This is a genomic window from Paenibacillus sp. FSL R7-0273 (assembly GCF_000758625.1).
GTDB lineage: Bacteria > Bacillota > Bacilli > Paenibacillales > Paenibacillaceae > Paenibacillus_AQ.
The window spans coordinates 2,699,432-2,715,592 of the sequence record NZ_CP009283.1 but is presented as its reverse complement, the minus strand read 5'-3'; the positions used below and the strand labels follow the sequence as shown (position 1 = coordinate 2,715,592).

The following is a 16,161-nucleotide window of genomic DNA, read 5'->3' as shown; positions in this document are numbered from 1 at the left end:
TATCCCTCTCTCATAATAAATGATTACAGTTTGAACCTGCCGATAGAACCTCTTAGCTGCTGCGACAGCACGGCCTGTTCTTTAGTGGTATTTGCCGCCTGATGCATAACCTGATTAATCTCAGCTAAGCTTCCATTGATTGTCCGGGTATAGTCCGAGGTTAAGAGTGAATGGTCCTTTACACTCCGGATAACTCCGCCAATCTCACCAACAGCAGTGCCCATGATGACAGTGGCTGAGTTCACCTCTTCCGACAATGAATAGATCGTTGCAGCATCCTTCTGATATTGTCTTCCGGTGTTGATCAGCAGCTCGTAATCTGCCTTAACATCCTTATTGATATAATTGAGAATATCCCGGGAGCTGAGCTCCAATTGCTCAAATGCTTCCTTTACTTGTACAACAATACCTTCTACATGAGCTATAGCCGCTGCAGACTTTCCAGCCAGCGTCCTCACTTCTTCCGCAACAATTTCAAATCCTTTACCATGCTCGCCTGCCCGGGCAGCCTCAATGGATGCGTTAAGCGCAAGCAAATTGGTTTGTGATGAGATTTCTTTAATACTTTCGGAAATATTGTTGATCTCATCTACAACCCTTCCCGCCTGGATCGCCTTTTGCAGGTTTTCCTGTTTCTCCAGATAAGTACGGTTAGCCTCTTCCAGTGATTGAGCTGCCTCCAGCTCCATTTGCGCCGCTCTTACTTTCATTGCACTGGAGGTGGATAGAGATAAATCCACTTTACTGCTGAGCACATCGTTGGTCTGATGAAGATGACTGATCGTTAATTCAGCATGATGAGCAGACTCCGTTAATTTGACTGCACCTTGGGCTAGAAAAGAAGAGGTAGAGTGAATGTTCTCCACACTGGAGGCAGAGCTCTCGGTTGCTTCCATCAGCTGCGCACTTGAAGTATACAGCTGTTGTGAGGCCGTGTTAATTTCCTGAACCAAATGCTTGATATGAGTTGAGCTTGTATCCAGAGCCCGGCCTAACCGGCTTACGTCATCGTTACCGCTAAAGTTCAGCTCATCCGTTAAATCTCCTTCTCCCAGATTCTTCGTGTAACCGGATACTCTTTGCAGCCTTCTGAGAATAAGCCGGTCATATAACGCTATAATAATATATACAGATATAAGTATGCTTAACCCGGAAGATACATAGAAACCCGTGTTCCCGTCTATGTACTGCGTATCAATTCCTGCCTCGGATATAACTTCCTTCCCTTTGTCGAAAAACATGTTTACTACCTGCCCAATATTGGCACTGAATATTTGTACTAATACGATCGGCAGAACAAGCTTGAACTTAATAGAATCCATTGTCCATTTGCTCATTTTCTCTTTAATCATCATAAGCTGCTCCTTTAACCTGAATCATTATCCTCATTCTATCCGGCACAGCTCATATTCCGCATCGTCCAAAGGGGCATTATCCATTGCCCTTTCGGGCAATGGATTCAGCTAAGTGACAATTCATCAATTAGCTTCATTATTTCCGGTGCCAGTTTTTTGCGCTCCTGTTGGGTTCGGATCAGGAACACAGGATAAGCAAGAGCTACACCGATAAGCCCAACGACACCAACCATAACCCCGGAAATAAAGAAATCTTTCCAGCGCAGAATACAGGCTAACCCAAGTCCAAGGAGCATAGACCCGGTTACACCGACAATAATAGAGAGAAGGGTTCCTGACCTTTCTGCCCGTTTATCCAATCTGCGAAGCTGCTCCATCTTATCCGCTTCACGCGGAAGATATTTTTGGCGTATGCTTCTAATCTCCTCCTGCTGCTTGGCGGAATACGTGAAGCTGAATGCTTCATTATTATTTTCCATTTCAAGCCCCTCCTGCTATCATTAGAATAGAGTCACAGTAAACACACTTCCCTGACCATAAATACTTTCCACCTTAATATCTGCACCTACGATATCGATTACTCGCTTCACTAGAGCAAGTCCCAAGCCGTTCCCCTCTGTAGCATGCGCCTTATCACCCTGATAGAACTTCTCGAACACGTGCCGTCCTACCTCTGGGCTCATCCCGCAGCCGGTATCGGCAATTTGCACGGCAGCTACACCGTTTGACTTCTTTAGACTGACGGTAATTTGACCACCCGGTTCAGTAAATTTAATGGCGTTAGAGATGAGATTATTCCACACAAGAGTCAGAAGCTCCGCATCTGCTTTTATATCCATGTCGTCAATGTGTGTAACCACCTTCAGCCCTTTCTTATCCCAGGCATCTTCAAAACCAAGCAAACACTCTCTAAGCTGCTCTCCCAAGGGGTACTCCCGCGCCTCCGGGAAAATCTGCTGATTCTCCAGCTTGTTCAGCTTCAATATATTGGTAATCAGCTCTGACAGCCTCCGTGAAGCTTGAGTGATCGTTTTTGCGTATTCTGTGTGCTTTTCCTTGGGCAGGGTCGGATTTTGCAGTAAAGTTGCGTAATTCTGTATAACCGCGAGCGGCGTCTTCAGCTCATGCGATACATTAGCAATAAAATCTGACCGCAAGGTTTCGATGCCGGACAGCTCTGCAGCCATCCGGTTAAAATCCCCGATGATCACATCAAACTCATTCATCCTGCCCAAATTATGAAACGGCTCAATCCGGGCCTCAAACTCCCCTTTGGTCAACCTGTGTGTAGCGTTCAAAATCCGCTTTACCGGACGCTCTACTGTATATTTTCTGCGGATACCGTCAATGACACTGCACAGAAGACTTAGTACTAACACGTTAACAAAGGTAAGAAGCGCATTTCCCCTCACATCTTTAAAGTTAATATCCATATTGTGCCAAAACAATAAAAAAGAACAGGATACCAAGGATGAAACTAACAGAAAAAAGTAAATATAGCTGCGCAAATTGAATAAGCTGCGGTTTACCCTTTTATCAAATTTATAATCCTTCATTTAACTACCGCTTTGTAGCCGAGACCATGTACCGTAACAATTTCAAAATCAGTGCAAGCAGCAAACTTTTCCCGTAGCTTAGTTATATAAACATCTACCGCACGCGGACCGGAGCCACTTTCGGTATCCCAGAACTCGTCCATCAGCTGAGAGCGGGTAAAGGTTTTCTTTGGATAAGACAGCATCTTAAACAGAAGATTGAACTCCCGGACTGTCAGGGGGATATCTTCTCCATCCAGGCTGGCTGAACGCTCCTCTGCATTGATGACCAGCCCGCCTATTGTCAGCTGTTTGCTGCTGGCAATTCCGGCACGTCGCAGCAGTGCCTTGATTCGCAGAATGAGTTCATCCAGCTCTATTGGCTTGACCATATAGTCATCGATGCCCGCGCGAAATCCCTTCTGCTTGGAGGTCAGATCGTCCCGTGCGGTCACAAAAAGGATCGGAATCTCCTGATTTAAACGCCTCACTGTTTCCGCAAATTCAAATCCGTCAATCTTTGGCATCATAATATCGGAGATAATCAGGTCAAACGCCTCTGCATACATGACATTGTAGGCTTCATTGGCATCAAGACAGCCTACTGCATCATATCCGCTCTGTTTAAGAAATAAACAAACCGCATAGTTAATTTCCTTGTCATCTTCCACAACCAGTATCTTAAGCATCAGCAGCGCTCCCGTGCGTTATTTTCCTATAAGAATATCATAAGGTTGTTAGAGTTTTGTTTGGATTCCGGCAATTTCTAAATAATCACAAATAGAAAGAAGGGTGGCGGCAATTGCGCTACCCTCCATTTCATTTACAGTATCAGGCGTTTGCCGCCGTACGGTCAATCACTTTACCGATGCTGATAAGCCACCGGACTTCATCCGTAATGGTATCATCGAACGAGCGGGTCCGGTAGCCGAGCTCGGTTTGTGCCTTCTCTGAGGAAAAGTTATTATTGCGGGTCATGTTATACAGTCCGAATTTCAGTGTCGCCAGCTGAGCCTCTTTATCCGGTCCATCAGGTATGGTTCGTGTAGCATTGGATAACATAACATCCGCCGGCAAGATGGTTTCTACTACCGGCGCACCGCTCGCGGCGCTGATGAGGTCAAACATCCGGCGGATCGGCACCATTTCATTGCTCATAATGTACCCTTCACCCTTGGTTCCTTTCTCTGAACAAGCGATAACTCCCTCCGCCAGATCACGTACATCTACAGAATTGAAGGAGCCTTCGAAGCCGACAGACATTTTCCCATCGCAATATTGCATAATCAAATGCGCTACCGGTCCGAACGCGTAATCATTGGGTCCGCATATGCCTGAAGGATAAACAATGGATGCATCCAGATTATGCTCTTTTACCGCTCTTTGGACGATTTGGGTCGCGAGTGCTTTGGTTTTACTATAGTATCCGACAACTGCTTCCGCATCCAGAACCTCCGGCTCGAGGATCATTTCCCCATGCGGTAATTCTGGAATAGCGCCTGTCGAGCTCACGTATACCAGCTTCTTGGCCTTGCGGGAAATACAGAGATCAACGATATTCTGTGTACCGGTAACATTCACGTCATACACCTTCAGACTGGGCAGCGGGGACACTGATACGATACTTGCACAATGAATGACGATCAAACCAGTGCCTTCCGGTACAGTGTAAAAACGCTCCAGCGAAGCAATATCTGTCACATCGCCGATAAAGATCTCTGCTCCATGGGGGATATGTTCAGCTGCCGGATCTCCCTCCAGGACAAGCGCCCGGACCTGCTTACCCTGGGCAATCAGTGAGGCGGCAACATTGTTTCCCAGTAGTCCGGCTGCTCCGGTCAGTAGATAGATAGTATTCATATTCATAGTAAATTTCCCTCCATGCTTGATTCAAATGATCTCTCACTTGTTGGTTACATTCTATCGGGAAGTTGTTGTTAAGTTGATTACGAGATGTTTGAGAATTGTTAATATAATTACGGAATTCAGCGTATTCATGAATACGCTTTCCTTATCATTTCAGCTATAATAAAAGCGTATCGATTTACATAGAAAGGAAGATTGTGAAATGCACACAACTATTTCTGAATGTGATTTCAGCTGTATCCGGGACGGGTTGACCATCCGCGGAAAAGCGTTTATTCCGGAGGGTGACAAGCTTCCGGCCATCATTGTCAGTCATGGATTTGGCGGAAATTCAAAGGATCTCTATACATACTGCCGGACCTTGGCATCCTGGGGCTATGCGGCGTACTGTTTTGATTTTTGCGGCGGCAGTGCGCACGGGCAAGGCAAGAGTGACGGAGCAACAACAGAGATGACTGTGCTGACCGAATGCGGGGACCTGAAGGCTGTTATGGATTACGTCAAAAGCCAACCGTATACAGATTCAGGAAAAATAACGCTCATGGGCTTCAGCCAGGGCGGATTCGTATCAGCGCTGTCCGCAGCACAGCGCCCGGATGAAGTTGAAGCGCTGATTCTCATCTACCCTGCGCTCTGCATACCCGATGATGCCCGCAAGGGTGCTCTTGGCGGCTCCTCCTATGACGTCAATAAGGTGCCGGATATTATTGATTGCGGAAAAATGCAGCTTGGTAAGAGCTTTCATGAGACAGTAGCAGGTATGGACCCTTTTGAAGAAATCTCACCCTTCAAAGGCCCCGTGCTGCTGTTGCACGGCACTGAGGATCAGGTCGTAGACTACACGTATGCCGTTAAAGCCCGCGGAGTCTACGCGCCGGGCCAATGTCAGCTTCAGCTGATTCAGGAGGCGGGACATTCCTTTACCGAGAAACAGAGTGCCAGTGCCATGGTATCCATACAGCAGTTTTTGCTTGGGAAAAAAGAGATTTTAACCATAAGTGTCCAAATTACCGGCCGGGAGATCCGCAAGGAAGAAGGTTCGTATAGACAGTCAGCCGTACTCTTTACGGGAAACAGTGACAGCGCCTATTTCAAGGGACATATTGAACCCGGAGCGGAAGACGTGCAGGAGCATGTGGAGGATCAATTAGTCAGTATCCGGGCCGATTATACGTTAGAGGGCACGGATTATACAGGTGAGCAGTGCCGGATACATATCGTCAACCAGAGTGTGAACGGGGAATGGAAGCCTGCTATCGAAACTGACAGTACGGCACTTGCTTTCCTGAATCACGAAGATTTAACGGCAGCACTGGAGGGGTATACAGGCGGGCTTACTGTACGGATTTATTCGGCGGTACCCCGGAACAGCTGATGCAGCATTTATTGTAAATAATCAACCTTAGCATAACGCTGCCAATCACGCAGCCCCCCGTTCCATAGGAACGGGGGGTGCTTGTCTTATCGGATGATATTGTATTTACACGTAATCAATAGTAGACATCCCTCAGCCGGCTGATTATCACCGCAGCCTGTGCACGGCTGGCAGCCTCATGAGGACCAAAGACTGCCGGGGATAAGCCTGCAATGACTTCGGCTTCCGTCAGCATTGCGACTGCTTCTCTGGCATAAGGAGCAATGGCTTCCCGGTCGGAGAATGTAGCTAGGGCTTTGCTAGAATCACGGAGTGAATATTCCGCAGACAGCCTGAGTACATTAGCCGCCATTTGCGCCATCTCCTGGCGTGTGATCAGACGATTAGGATCAAACCTTTCTCCGCCGGCACCATCAGCCAGCTTTGCTTCTACAGCTGAAGCAACATACGGATAATACCAGCTTGATAATGGAACGTCTGTAAATGAGATTTCTGCATCGGGTACTGACAAATCAAAGGCCTTTATGATCATTGTCAGAAACTCTGCACGGGTAACAGGCTGCAGCGGCTTGAAGCGGTCATCACCGGCTCCTTGCAGCGCCCCCAGATTTACGAGTTCAAGGATTGATTCCCCTGCCCATGACTCTACGCTATTCAAATCATTGAACTTTACAACAGGGACCGGAACTGCTGCGTTCGCAGCAGGCGAACTGAATATGGCGTTCGCCAGCAGCCGGAATTGATGCTGGGGATGAGCTTTATTCGTCAGATCATTAGCGAACACTGTAAGGTGCTTATTGTTGCCGTTATAGGTGAAGGCCATTATCTTCCCTTTGGCAGCCGAATGACCCGGCCACCAGCCTGCTTTGAAGAAATGATCTTCACTGCTTATACTTGCAAGCACCTTTGCCGTTCTCGGCACAGCTTCAATATATGAGCCGGTTACAGTATAAAAAAGCTCCTGCTCATCATAAGGTCCGGTGATCATGTTATCCTGCTCGACATCTGCCATAAACAAACCTTCATAAGGCTCCCAGTCAGGGCCGGCAAAAGCGAACCCGGGAATCAGATCCTTGATGTTCATCATCCCCATGCTGCCGTAAGCAATATAAGGCCTGCCGCTGCGGACCAGCTCTTCAGAATCAAACGTATTCACCAGAATATCTGCCTTCTCCTGGTCTGCAGTCACTTCAAAACCCAAACCCTTCAACACCATTTCCGGTTCACCTAACGCGGCTACAGTCTGATGTTTTAGCAACTGTCCTTTCGGTTCGCCTTTTCCAAATGCATCTGCATCAAAAAGATATTTTGCAAGCAGCGGTTTCAAGTCCTGATAAGAAACAACAAAATCCCCGGCTTTGTCCTTCTCTGTACCCGCTGTAAGCATCGTCACCGTTTTACCTGAGGAGAGTAACTCATTGACAGCCCTTATTGCATCATTATTTGTATTATGAATAATAACATAACCTGCATTGCCAGGCAGCGTTGTTCCAGGCACGGTTACCGAGGTTACAGGCTGCGTTTTGCCTGTAAATATATCCGGCTGACGGATCTCATAACGATTAAATCCACGCAGGTCAGGGAAGTTCTGAACGATTTCTGCGGTAACCCATTCAGCATCGGATAGATCAACACCGTCATACAAGACAAGATTAACCAGCCCCCGCATGGCCTGATGCATATTCACTACAAAAGAGCCCGCAGGATACGCCATACCTCCTACTCTTACCTGTTCAGTTGAACGCTCAACCTTCACTCCGTTCCGCAGGAAATATTCAACCATGCGGTATGCTTCAAGCGCATTTTTCTGTACACCCGGGTCCACCGGCATCACATAATATTCCGGGAAGAAATTTGTATTTCCTTTGCGCGGTCGGCCAATTTCTTCATTCCTTGCATTGACTAAATATTTATCCACTGCACGATCATCCAGATTATTTATACCGCGCTCATAGATTTTGAGCTGATTAATAAACAGCTTCTCCTGATTGTCCATAACATAGGATGTGGCTGCTGCCGCGCTGTAGTACAGTGCTTTTACAGACTCTTCGTTGTTCTCCGGCATTTCCAGCGTGTGTCCCAAAGCCCCGTGGTGCATGGCAAATACGGCAGTATACGCCGGAGAAGCATCATCCCAGCCCGATGCTGTTCCCTTAGATATGTATTTGGGATCTAATACAAACTTCTGGTGTTCTTCATAGGGAACATGATAGTAATCATACTTTGTGTTGGCAATACCAGCTTCGCCCATCGCCTTAGCCTGCTCCAGCATACTGTTCATTAGCAGATCATACTCGATGTTCGGATCATGCGGCGGCGTAGCCGGTTCAATCAGGAAGTTTTTATCAAAACCATGCAAATCAAGAAAAGAAAGCGGAGACCACTTGGCGATTTGCTCCGTTACGCTGCGCGTCTCCGGCTGTGTCTGATATGCGTTATCCCGGTTCAGATCAAAATCGTTGGCATTGACTCTGGAAGTATGAAACCGCCCGTCTGGATTATCCGTGTAGACCAGAAGGAAAAACACCTTTTTTAACACGTCATCTATATTCATGATGGTTTCACTTGCATCTCCATCCGGCAGTGTTGTATTATACGAAATCCGGCTCTCCAGTGCCAAAGACTTGAAATAGTTGAAAATAGCATCGACTCCCGGGGATTCATTCGGGTGAATATTGTTCAACCAGACGGGCACCGCGTAATCGCCGAATACCCCTGACTTTACATCAGCCTGCAGCTGCTTAGGGTTATTCATCATCGCAGGGTGTGTAACATTCTGGTATTTATCTACCGTCTGCTTGTCTTTTGCAACAATGGTGAGGTAGATATCCCTTCCTTCAACTGATTTTCCAATGGATTCGGTATGAATGTACCTGTTATTGAGGACAGCCGCTTGTGATGTAACTTTATCGATTGCCGGCTTCAGTTCATCATAAGACAGAAAGCTATCATATGGGATTAATTTTACTGATGCCTTTGCAATCACTTGTCCGTCAACTCGTGCCGCCAGTTCATAGGTTCCCATTAGGGATCCGAATAATTGCCGCTGCAAGCGTGGTTCTGCCAGATTATCACTGCCGTACGGGAGATCAAAGGTAATACTTGCCGAATATTGGCCTCCTTCTACCTGCTCTTGACTGACGGTGATGAAGGACGGTCCGGTATAATCACGTTGTTCATACACTTTCCATTCGGATAAAGGCTTGTCCCCGTAGGTCCAGCTGATCTTTTTCGAATCTGCTCCCTTCGGCAGATGAAAGCTGACTTGAAAAATCCTCTTTTCCGTCATGGATGCCACGTTATTGCTCATTTCCAGCACCTGAGCGGTTTCCTCCCGGCTCACCCTGCTGTCACCATAAGCCGTTGCATCTGTCAGCAGCGATAGTACTATTAACAGCGCCAGCGCACCTTTATTGAATAGCTTCTTCAACCTGCTGCTCCCCCTCTTCTGCCTGTGCCTCAGAACTTCCGTCAAGGACATTCCGGACATATTCCTTCAATTCATCGCTGCTGGAGACGGCCAGCACTGCTGCTTTTCCCGCATAGGTCTCTTTGACCAGACTCGTAGGAGGAATCTGCTCGCTTGCCTCGATTACACTTTGGTAGCCCACTGTTGCCAGCTTCCACATATCGTTCACCGTCAGATTGGTATCAATATACGGGCTGACCTCCTCGAGGATGGATGGAAGCTTCATAATGGAGGTGGTGCTTTTCATTTTTTGAACGATTGCATCGGTGAAATCCCGCTGGCGTTTCGTACGGGAGTAGTCGGACAAAGCATCATGACGAAACCGGACATATTGCAGTGCCGTTGTTCCATCCAGATGCTGCTGCCCCTCCTTCAGGTTAATGTCATATTGATGCTTATCAGCTATGCTTTCATAGTTCATGTCCTTCTCCACATAAAAGTCGACTCCGCCTACAGCATCTACGAGCTTAATAAATCCTTGAAAGTCCGTGTATACGTAAAATTGGATGGGAATGCCCAGCAAATCACTTACTGCACTCATCGCTGTTTTGGGACCGTGAGTTATGGCCGTATTAATGCGATTCTTGCCGTGGTCAGGGATTTGGACATAAGTGTCACGGAGAATGGAAAATACATGAATCTGCTCACGGACAGGGTCCAGAGAGACTACCATCATGCTGTCGGATCTGGGAATTTCACCTTTAGCGGTTCCACGGGCATCTACTCCCATTAACAAAATATTTACCGGCTCCTTGCCCGCCCATTTAGGCGGCTCTTCAATCTTCTCTTCACTAGCCTTTACCTCGGCCAAGGGAGAGCTGGCATCGGCTTTACTTAAATCATCCAGCCCCTTATAAACAGACGAGATATAATAAATGACAAATACGGCTATTACAATGAAAATCATTAATGAAACCGCTGCAATCCTTTTCACTTTTAGCGACATGCTAAGCCCTCTTTTCTTTAATTATGCATCCTTGTCAGCCTTATTGTTCCTGGAGAGCTGCAAGGAGAAGAGATGCGTAATATCTGCTGCCCTCCGGTTTTAAGTGCACTCCGTCTTTGTAGAAATAATCCGGCTTCCCTTCACTTGCGACATACCAATCCACAACCTTAGCGTTATTGAATTCAGGAACAACCTCCTTAATCGTTGCGTTAACCGTATCCTGCCACCCCTTTGGCACCCGGGTAGTCACAAGAAGCACCTGTTTGGCATCAGACAGTGCAGTTAATATATTGCGAAGCTGTTTTTTATTGAATGGACCATTTGTACCAAGCTCTATAATGATGTAATTGCCCAGTGTCCCGTTTGCTTTTAATTCAGCAAGCAGCTTCTGCGCCTGCACCATCTGTCTGCTTTCCTTGCCATCCACCGTAACATCAGGAAGCAGCTCTTTCAGGTAGGGTTCGACTCCCACCATAACTGAATCACCAATGACGGTTACTTCTTTTCCGGTAAACGTAGGGGGTTGCGGCTGCGGAGTGCTTCTTGAAACCGGCTGTTGACTCTGTACGACCGGCTGTTGACTCTGTGCAGCCGGCTGATGTACAACAACTCCTTCACCCGGCTCCGATGAAGTCTCCTTATGTACGCCAAGGTACACCAGAGCAGCAAATAGAACAACAAACAGCAATACCCTTCCAGATCCTTTATTTTTCATATATGATCATCCCTTTCCCGCCTTCTAGTACGTGATCCAAGTGACAAGCCGAAAAAAAAGGATAATGATTACAACGAACCCGATCATCGGCTTAAATGAAAAACGGCTCTTAAGAGACAGCAGTTGAGCACGAAAGCCCCCTCTGCGGACCGGCTCTTCAATGTATTTGTAGGAAACCACAGCAAGCAGCACAATGACTGTGAACTGCAGCAGCATTTGGATAAGCCCCGGCCGCTCGTTAGCGCTGTTCGCGTTCATGAGTATAATTACAGGGTAATGCCAAATGTAGAGACTGTAGGAGCGTTTACCGATCCAGGCCAGCGGCCGGCAGCCCAATATTCCGCTTAGCCGGCTGGCCGGATGAGCCAGCACTGCGATGACAGCCGCCGAGATCAGAGACAAGAACAGGAAACCAAACGGATATAACGAGTCATCGTACTCATTGGTCAGGCAGATCAGCACGAGGATGATGACCAGCGCGATTCCGCCCGTGATATCAAGCAGCCTTCTGCTTGAAGCTGAGAGCCTTTCACTTCGCTTCCAGCTCGGCCAGCCGGCTGCGAGAGCCGCTCCAATGAGGATTGCAAAGGCTCTGGTATCTGTTCCGTAGTAGATTCTGCTCGGATCGGTTCCCGGCACATACAATGCAGCCATGGCTACCGCAGATACAAAGCTTAATATCAGGATAAAGAGCATTAACTCCCCCCTGCGCGGCGACAGTTTCAAGACAAACCATATGGCAAGAGGCCAGATCATATAAAACTGTTCCTCAATGGACAGCGACCATAAATGACCGATGGGCGACGCCGGACCAAAGCTCTCGAAGTAGGAAACCTTGTGGAAGATAAGGTACCAGTTATTCATGTAGAAAATGGACGAGGCTATATCCCCCTTCAGGGATATTAGTCTGGCAGGGTCCGTAAACAGCAGCCATAGTGTGACAGCTAACAGCATGAACACCATCGCAGGCAGCAGTCTGCGTAATCTTCTGATCCAGAATTTCTTGATAGACAGGCTGTGGTTAATTGCCCACTCCTGTAGAATTTGATCTGTAATCAGATACCCCGACAGAACAAAGAACACCCCCACTCCCATAAATCCGCCCTGAGCCCATTTCATGTTGAAATGATAGGCAATAACTGCGAGAACAGATATAGCTCTCAATCCGTCTATTCCCGGCATATAACGCTTCATAAGTTGATCCTGCTTCCCGTTCATTTCTGTTCAGTCCTTGTTGTGTATTGGGCGTTATCCTCTTCATTAACTATAAAGACAGGATGTCGCCAAAGTTTGATCAGGATGTAAACAAGTTGTCAACAAAAACACAAGGTATTGCGGACAATAAAAAAGCCCTGCTGCGGATACCCGCAACAAGGCTATTGGAGATATAGATTTTACTCAAGCTCGATAATAAATGACGGTCCCCTGGAGGAATCGTATTGTCCGGTAAAAGGATTCGCATAGGAACTAGCCCCCTGAAGCAGCAGCTTCGTATGATCCGTGCTCCAAAACATATCCGAAGGCATCATACCATGATACACAGGCTCCCTGTACACTACATTTCTGCCCTGCATTTTGCCCACATATACAGCATCTTCACCTTGCGGAGAGTAGGCAATGATTTTCTTGTCATCAGATAATTTATAGGCAGCTACATTCTCCAGTATCACGGAAAGCTCGCTGTTTCGCTGGTCATATTCATACAGCGTTCCGTCCGGTCCGAGAAAGGCAAACTGATCATTGCTGATCCAAGTGTTCTGTTCTTCCACGGTTTCGCGTGTATACATAATCTTAATATCCGGATCAGTCATCCTACCGGACATTAACACTGTTTTTCCCGGCCGGTCTGCTTCAAACAAGGTGAACAATACACCGCGCCCGTCATCCGCAACATTAATGCTGAGCAGTGTATCCCCTTGTTCAATATCCCTTAAAAGATACTGTTTAGTCGTATTGGTCTGCAGATCGTAAAGATATATGCTACTCTTGCCACTGTCAGAGGCATTCAGCACCAGATAACTCAGGAACCGGCTATTTCCGGACCAGGATATATCCTGCAGGTATTGCAGGCCGCCGCTGCCGAACGAAGCAATCTCTGTCTCTTCCCCGTTCTTTAAAGAAACTACTTTTAGGCTGGTGACCGTATTGGAGCTGCTTATCTCAGCTGTGTATTTCCCGTCCGGAGACAGCTCCAATTGAGTCTTGTCACTGACTGCTTTGATATTCTCACCTTGCTCATATGGAGAGGTTAACCGGATCAGGTTGAACGATTCTGTTGTTCCTGCAGTCTTAAATGCCCCGGCCAGCGAATCCGCTGAGGTCCAGCCCAGCCAGTAACCATCATTTGTATAATGATCCGGCAGCCGGTATATGGCTTTAACCTGGAATGAGCTTGAGCTCTGGGAAGCCTGCTCTGTTTCTCCGTCATCCGGGATAATTACAGTTTCACTGTGAACGCCCGCCCGGCAACCGGACAACAGCATGATCAGAAGCAGAATTCCGGATACCCATCCTGTATATTTTCCAGTCATAGGCTGCCTGCCTCCTCTGCCGCTGTCCGTCTCTCGAATTCTACAGTAACAATAGTATGATTATTATCGCTGATAACAGAAATGCTGCCTTCCAGTTCATCCACAATAGACTTAACGATGCTTAGCCCAAGCCCGACGCTCCCTTGCTCCGGGTTCATGGAATGAGCCAGATAGAAGGGCTCGAACAGGTTGGACAGCTGCTCTTCGCTGATGGCATCACTCGGATTATCAATTATAAAGCGTATTTTTCCGTCTGCATGAAGACCTTTCACTTCCGTTTCCGAAAGCGGCCAGCTGTACTTAATGGCATTATCAATCAGATTAATAAAAAGCTGGCGTATCCGGTCACTCTGGCCCATCATCCACAGATCGTTTTCGATATGAATCCGGAGGTTTTTTTTGTACCGCTGTGCCCTTATAGCCATGGATTCACAGACATCCTTAAGAACAGCTCCGGCATCTACCGCCTCAAGGTCATTGCTCTTCACCTGACGGGAGACTTCAAGCAGCCTCAACACCAGCGTGTGCAGACGTCTGCTTTCCTCAATGATGTGATTCATCCCTTTTTCAAAAAAAACCGGGTCCCGCTCGCCGTTAACCTTAATCAGCTCCGCATATCCCAGAATAGAGGTTAAAGGGGTTTTCAACTCATGCGTGATATTGTCAAAAAAGCGTTTTTCCTGCTGGTGAAGCTCTCTCAGCTGGTCACGGTCCTTGCTGATCATGCTGATCTGTCTGCCGATCTGATCAATCATGTCATTATAGTTCTCTGCCAGCCGGCCGATCTCGTCCTTTCTTCTTAAGTGGATGCGGACGTCCAGATTCCCGCTCTTGACTTGGGAAGAGGCATGGGCAAGCTTGCCGAGCGGCAGGGTGATATGTCTGGACAGAATAAATGAAAACAGAAACGCAGCTGTAAAAATCGCCAGAGTAATGTAGAGTGTGACATCGAGAATCCGGTTGCTTTGCTGGTAGAGCAGGCTGTAATCTTTGAAATACCGCAAGATGCCTACCTTGGCTCCGTCAATAATCACAGGATATGAAAACATGACCGAGGTCTCAGGCTCATTATTCAATATGCTGTAGGCTGTCTTGCCGGCTACCGCTTCACGCAGATCACTGTGCTCCTGCTGCTGGAACACAGCCTTGTCCGATGCGTACAAGAGTTCACCATTAACCGTGTATACACCCACGCTGTTGCCTGTCGCATGCTTCAGGGTACTGCCTAATTCCTCGGCCATCTCGCCGAAATACAATTCATTACTGGAATAATGATTGATCAGGAACGCCTGCCGGACATACACATTGCTATTATTTTTCAGCCCCGTCAGCTCTGACGTAATCAGATCCTGATTGTTGGTCCGGATGAACGCTTGTACGGTCTGGCTAAGCACAATAAATGAGATAATAAAAATAAACAGTAAACCGAGCAAAAACTTGATACTGATTTTACGTATCATGCTGAAGCACCTGTTTTTTGAACTTGTATCCGATTCCGAACACCGTTGCAATGTATTCCTGCGCCTCCAGCTTTTTGCGGAGCCGCTGAATATGCGTATCTACAGTGCGGGTATCTCCGGCAAAATGATAGCCCCATACACTGTCAAGCAGCTCAGACCGGGTAAAGGTCCTCCCCGGATTCCTGACCAGCATCAGCAGCAGATCATATTCCTTTGGAGTCAGCTCAATATCATGGCTGTTTTTCTTGACAAGCCGTTCTTCAGTAATAATATCGATATCATGGAAACTATAGCCCTCAGAATTTGACTCCGCCTTAGCTCCGGCACCGGCCTGCTCCACTCTGCGGAGAATGGTTCGGACCCGGGCAATCACCTCCCGCAGATCAAAGGGCTTAGTAATATAATCGTCTGCTCCGAATTCAAGACCGAGCACTTTATCGGTTATGTCTGATTTGGCGGTAATCATGAGGATGGGAAGGTTATATCCGGAGGTTACCTGCTTGCATATCTCCAGCCCGCTCGTATCCGGAAGCATCCAGTCCAGCAGCAGCAGATCTGGCTGGAAAGACTGGATTTCTTGCATTCCGGCAGCGCCGTCTGCGGCGGTTCGTGTATGAAAACCCTCCATGGAGAGCCCGTAGGACAGCAGATCCGCAATCGGTGCGTCATCTTCAATGATCAGTATTTTTGCATTATTCATCTTTATCCCCGTCTCTTTGATTACATCCCCGGAATTCCGTGCCCAAGTGCATAGCTACTGCCTGAGTACGTGAATCCACTCCGAGTTTATTGTAAATAGCCGTTAAATGTGCTTCTACTAGGTGTCTCCAATGTAATGGTACATGCATTGTAAACAAACCAGTAAACACAGTCAAATTCATTCACTAATTTCATTTACGGGAGCCTTAA

General features: G+C 47.4%; 13 protein-coding genes. 1 reads left to right on the top strand and 12 read right to left on the bottom strand.

From position 1 onward, the window contains the following. Positions 1–23: 23 nt before the first annotated feature. From R70723_RS11495 to R70723_RS11475, 5 genes are all read right to left on the bottom strand, one after another. Positions 24–1,355: a methyl-accepting chemotaxis protein gene (locus R70723_RS11495; RefSeq protein ID WP_039872134.1), complete on the bottom strand. Its 1,332-nt coding sequence runs from the start codon at positions 1,353–1,355 to the stop codon at positions 24–26. Between the two features lie 104 nt (positions 1,356–1,459). Then, positions 1,460–1,834 (bottom strand): hypothetical protein, encoded by a 375-nt coding sequence (locus R70723_RS11490; RefSeq protein ID WP_039872133.1) that lies wholly within the window; start codon positions 1,832–1,834, stop codon positions 1,460–1,462. A gap of 21 nt (positions 1,835–1,855) precedes the next feature. After that, positions 1,856–2,788 (bottom strand): HAMP domain-containing sensor histidine kinase, encoded by a 933-nt coding sequence (locus tag R70723_RS11485; RefSeq protein WP_197071801.1) that lies wholly within the window; start codon positions 2,786–2,788, stop codon positions 1,856–1,858. 119 nt (positions 2,789–2,907) lie between these two features. Further along, positions 2,908–3,579: a response regulator transcription factor gene (locus R70723_RS11480; RefSeq protein ID WP_039872131.1), complete on the bottom strand. Its 672-nt coding sequence runs from the start codon at positions 3,577–3,579 to the stop codon at positions 2,908–2,910. Positions 3,580–3,721: 142 nt separating this feature from the next. After that, entirely contained in the window at positions 3,722–4,756 is a 1,035-nt protein-coding gene (locus R70723_RS11475; protein ID WP_039872130.1) for an NAD-dependent epimerase/dehydratase family protein, read from the bottom strand. 202 nt (positions 4,757–4,958) lie between these two features. On the opposite strand from R70723_RS11475, the gene R70723_RS11470 reads away from it, so the two are divergent. Continuing rightward, positions 4,959–6,131, top strand: coding sequence for an alpha/beta hydrolase family protein (locus R70723_RS11470; RefSeq protein ID WP_039872129.1), 1,173 nt, complete (start codon positions 4,959–4,961; stop codon positions 6,129–6,131). A gap of 115 nt (positions 6,132–6,246) precedes the next feature. Here R70723_RS11470 and R70723_RS11465 read toward each other — a convergent pair whose 3' ends face one another. The 7 genes from R70723_RS11465 to R70723_RS11435 all read right to left on the bottom strand — a co-directional run bounded on the left by R70723_RS11465 (position 6,247) and on the right by R70723_RS11435 (position 15,952). Next, positions 6,247–9,561 (bottom strand): S-layer homology domain-containing protein, encoded by a 3,315-nt coding sequence (locus tag R70723_RS11465; RefSeq protein WP_231574867.1) that lies wholly within the window; start codon positions 9,559–9,561, stop codon positions 6,247–6,249. Then, entirely contained in the window at positions 9,542–10,546 is a 1,005-nt protein-coding gene (locus R70723_RS11460; RefSeq protein WP_047171102.1) for an LCP family protein, read from the bottom strand. The genes R70723_RS11465 and R70723_RS11460 overlap by 20 nt, the downstream gene beginning before the upstream one ends. 40 nt (positions 10,547–10,586) lie before the next feature. Next, entirely contained in the window at positions 10,587–11,261 is a 675-nt protein-coding gene (locus R70723_RS11455) for an SGNH/GDSL hydrolase family protein (protein WP_039872127.1), read from the bottom strand. A gap of 24 nt (positions 11,262–11,285) precedes the next feature. Continuing rightward, positions 11,286–12,455, bottom strand: coding sequence for an acyltransferase family protein (locus tag R70723_RS11450; protein ID WP_076418269.1), 1,170 nt, complete (start codon positions 12,453–12,455; stop codon positions 11,286–11,288). Between the two features lie 200 nt (positions 12,456–12,655). After that, on the bottom strand, positions 12,656–13,792 hold the full coding sequence (locus R70723_RS11445) for a hypothetical protein (RefSeq protein ID WP_039872126.1): 1,137 nt from the start codon (positions 13,790–13,792) through the stop codon (positions 12,656–12,658). Continuing rightward, positions 13,789–15,252, bottom strand: a complete 1,464-nt coding sequence (locus R70723_RS11440) for a sensor histidine kinase (protein ID WP_039872125.1) — start codon at positions 15,250–15,252, stop codon at positions 13,789–13,791. Before R70723_RS11440 ends, R70723_RS11445 begins: the two co-directional genes overlap by 4 nt. Beyond that, on the bottom strand, positions 15,242–15,952 hold the full coding sequence (locus R70723_RS11435; protein WP_039872124.1) for a response regulator transcription factor: 711 nt from the start codon (positions 15,950–15,952) through the stop codon (positions 15,242–15,244). Before R70723_RS11435 ends, R70723_RS11440 begins: the two co-directional genes overlap by 11 nt. Positions 15,953–16,161: the final 209 nt, after the last annotated feature.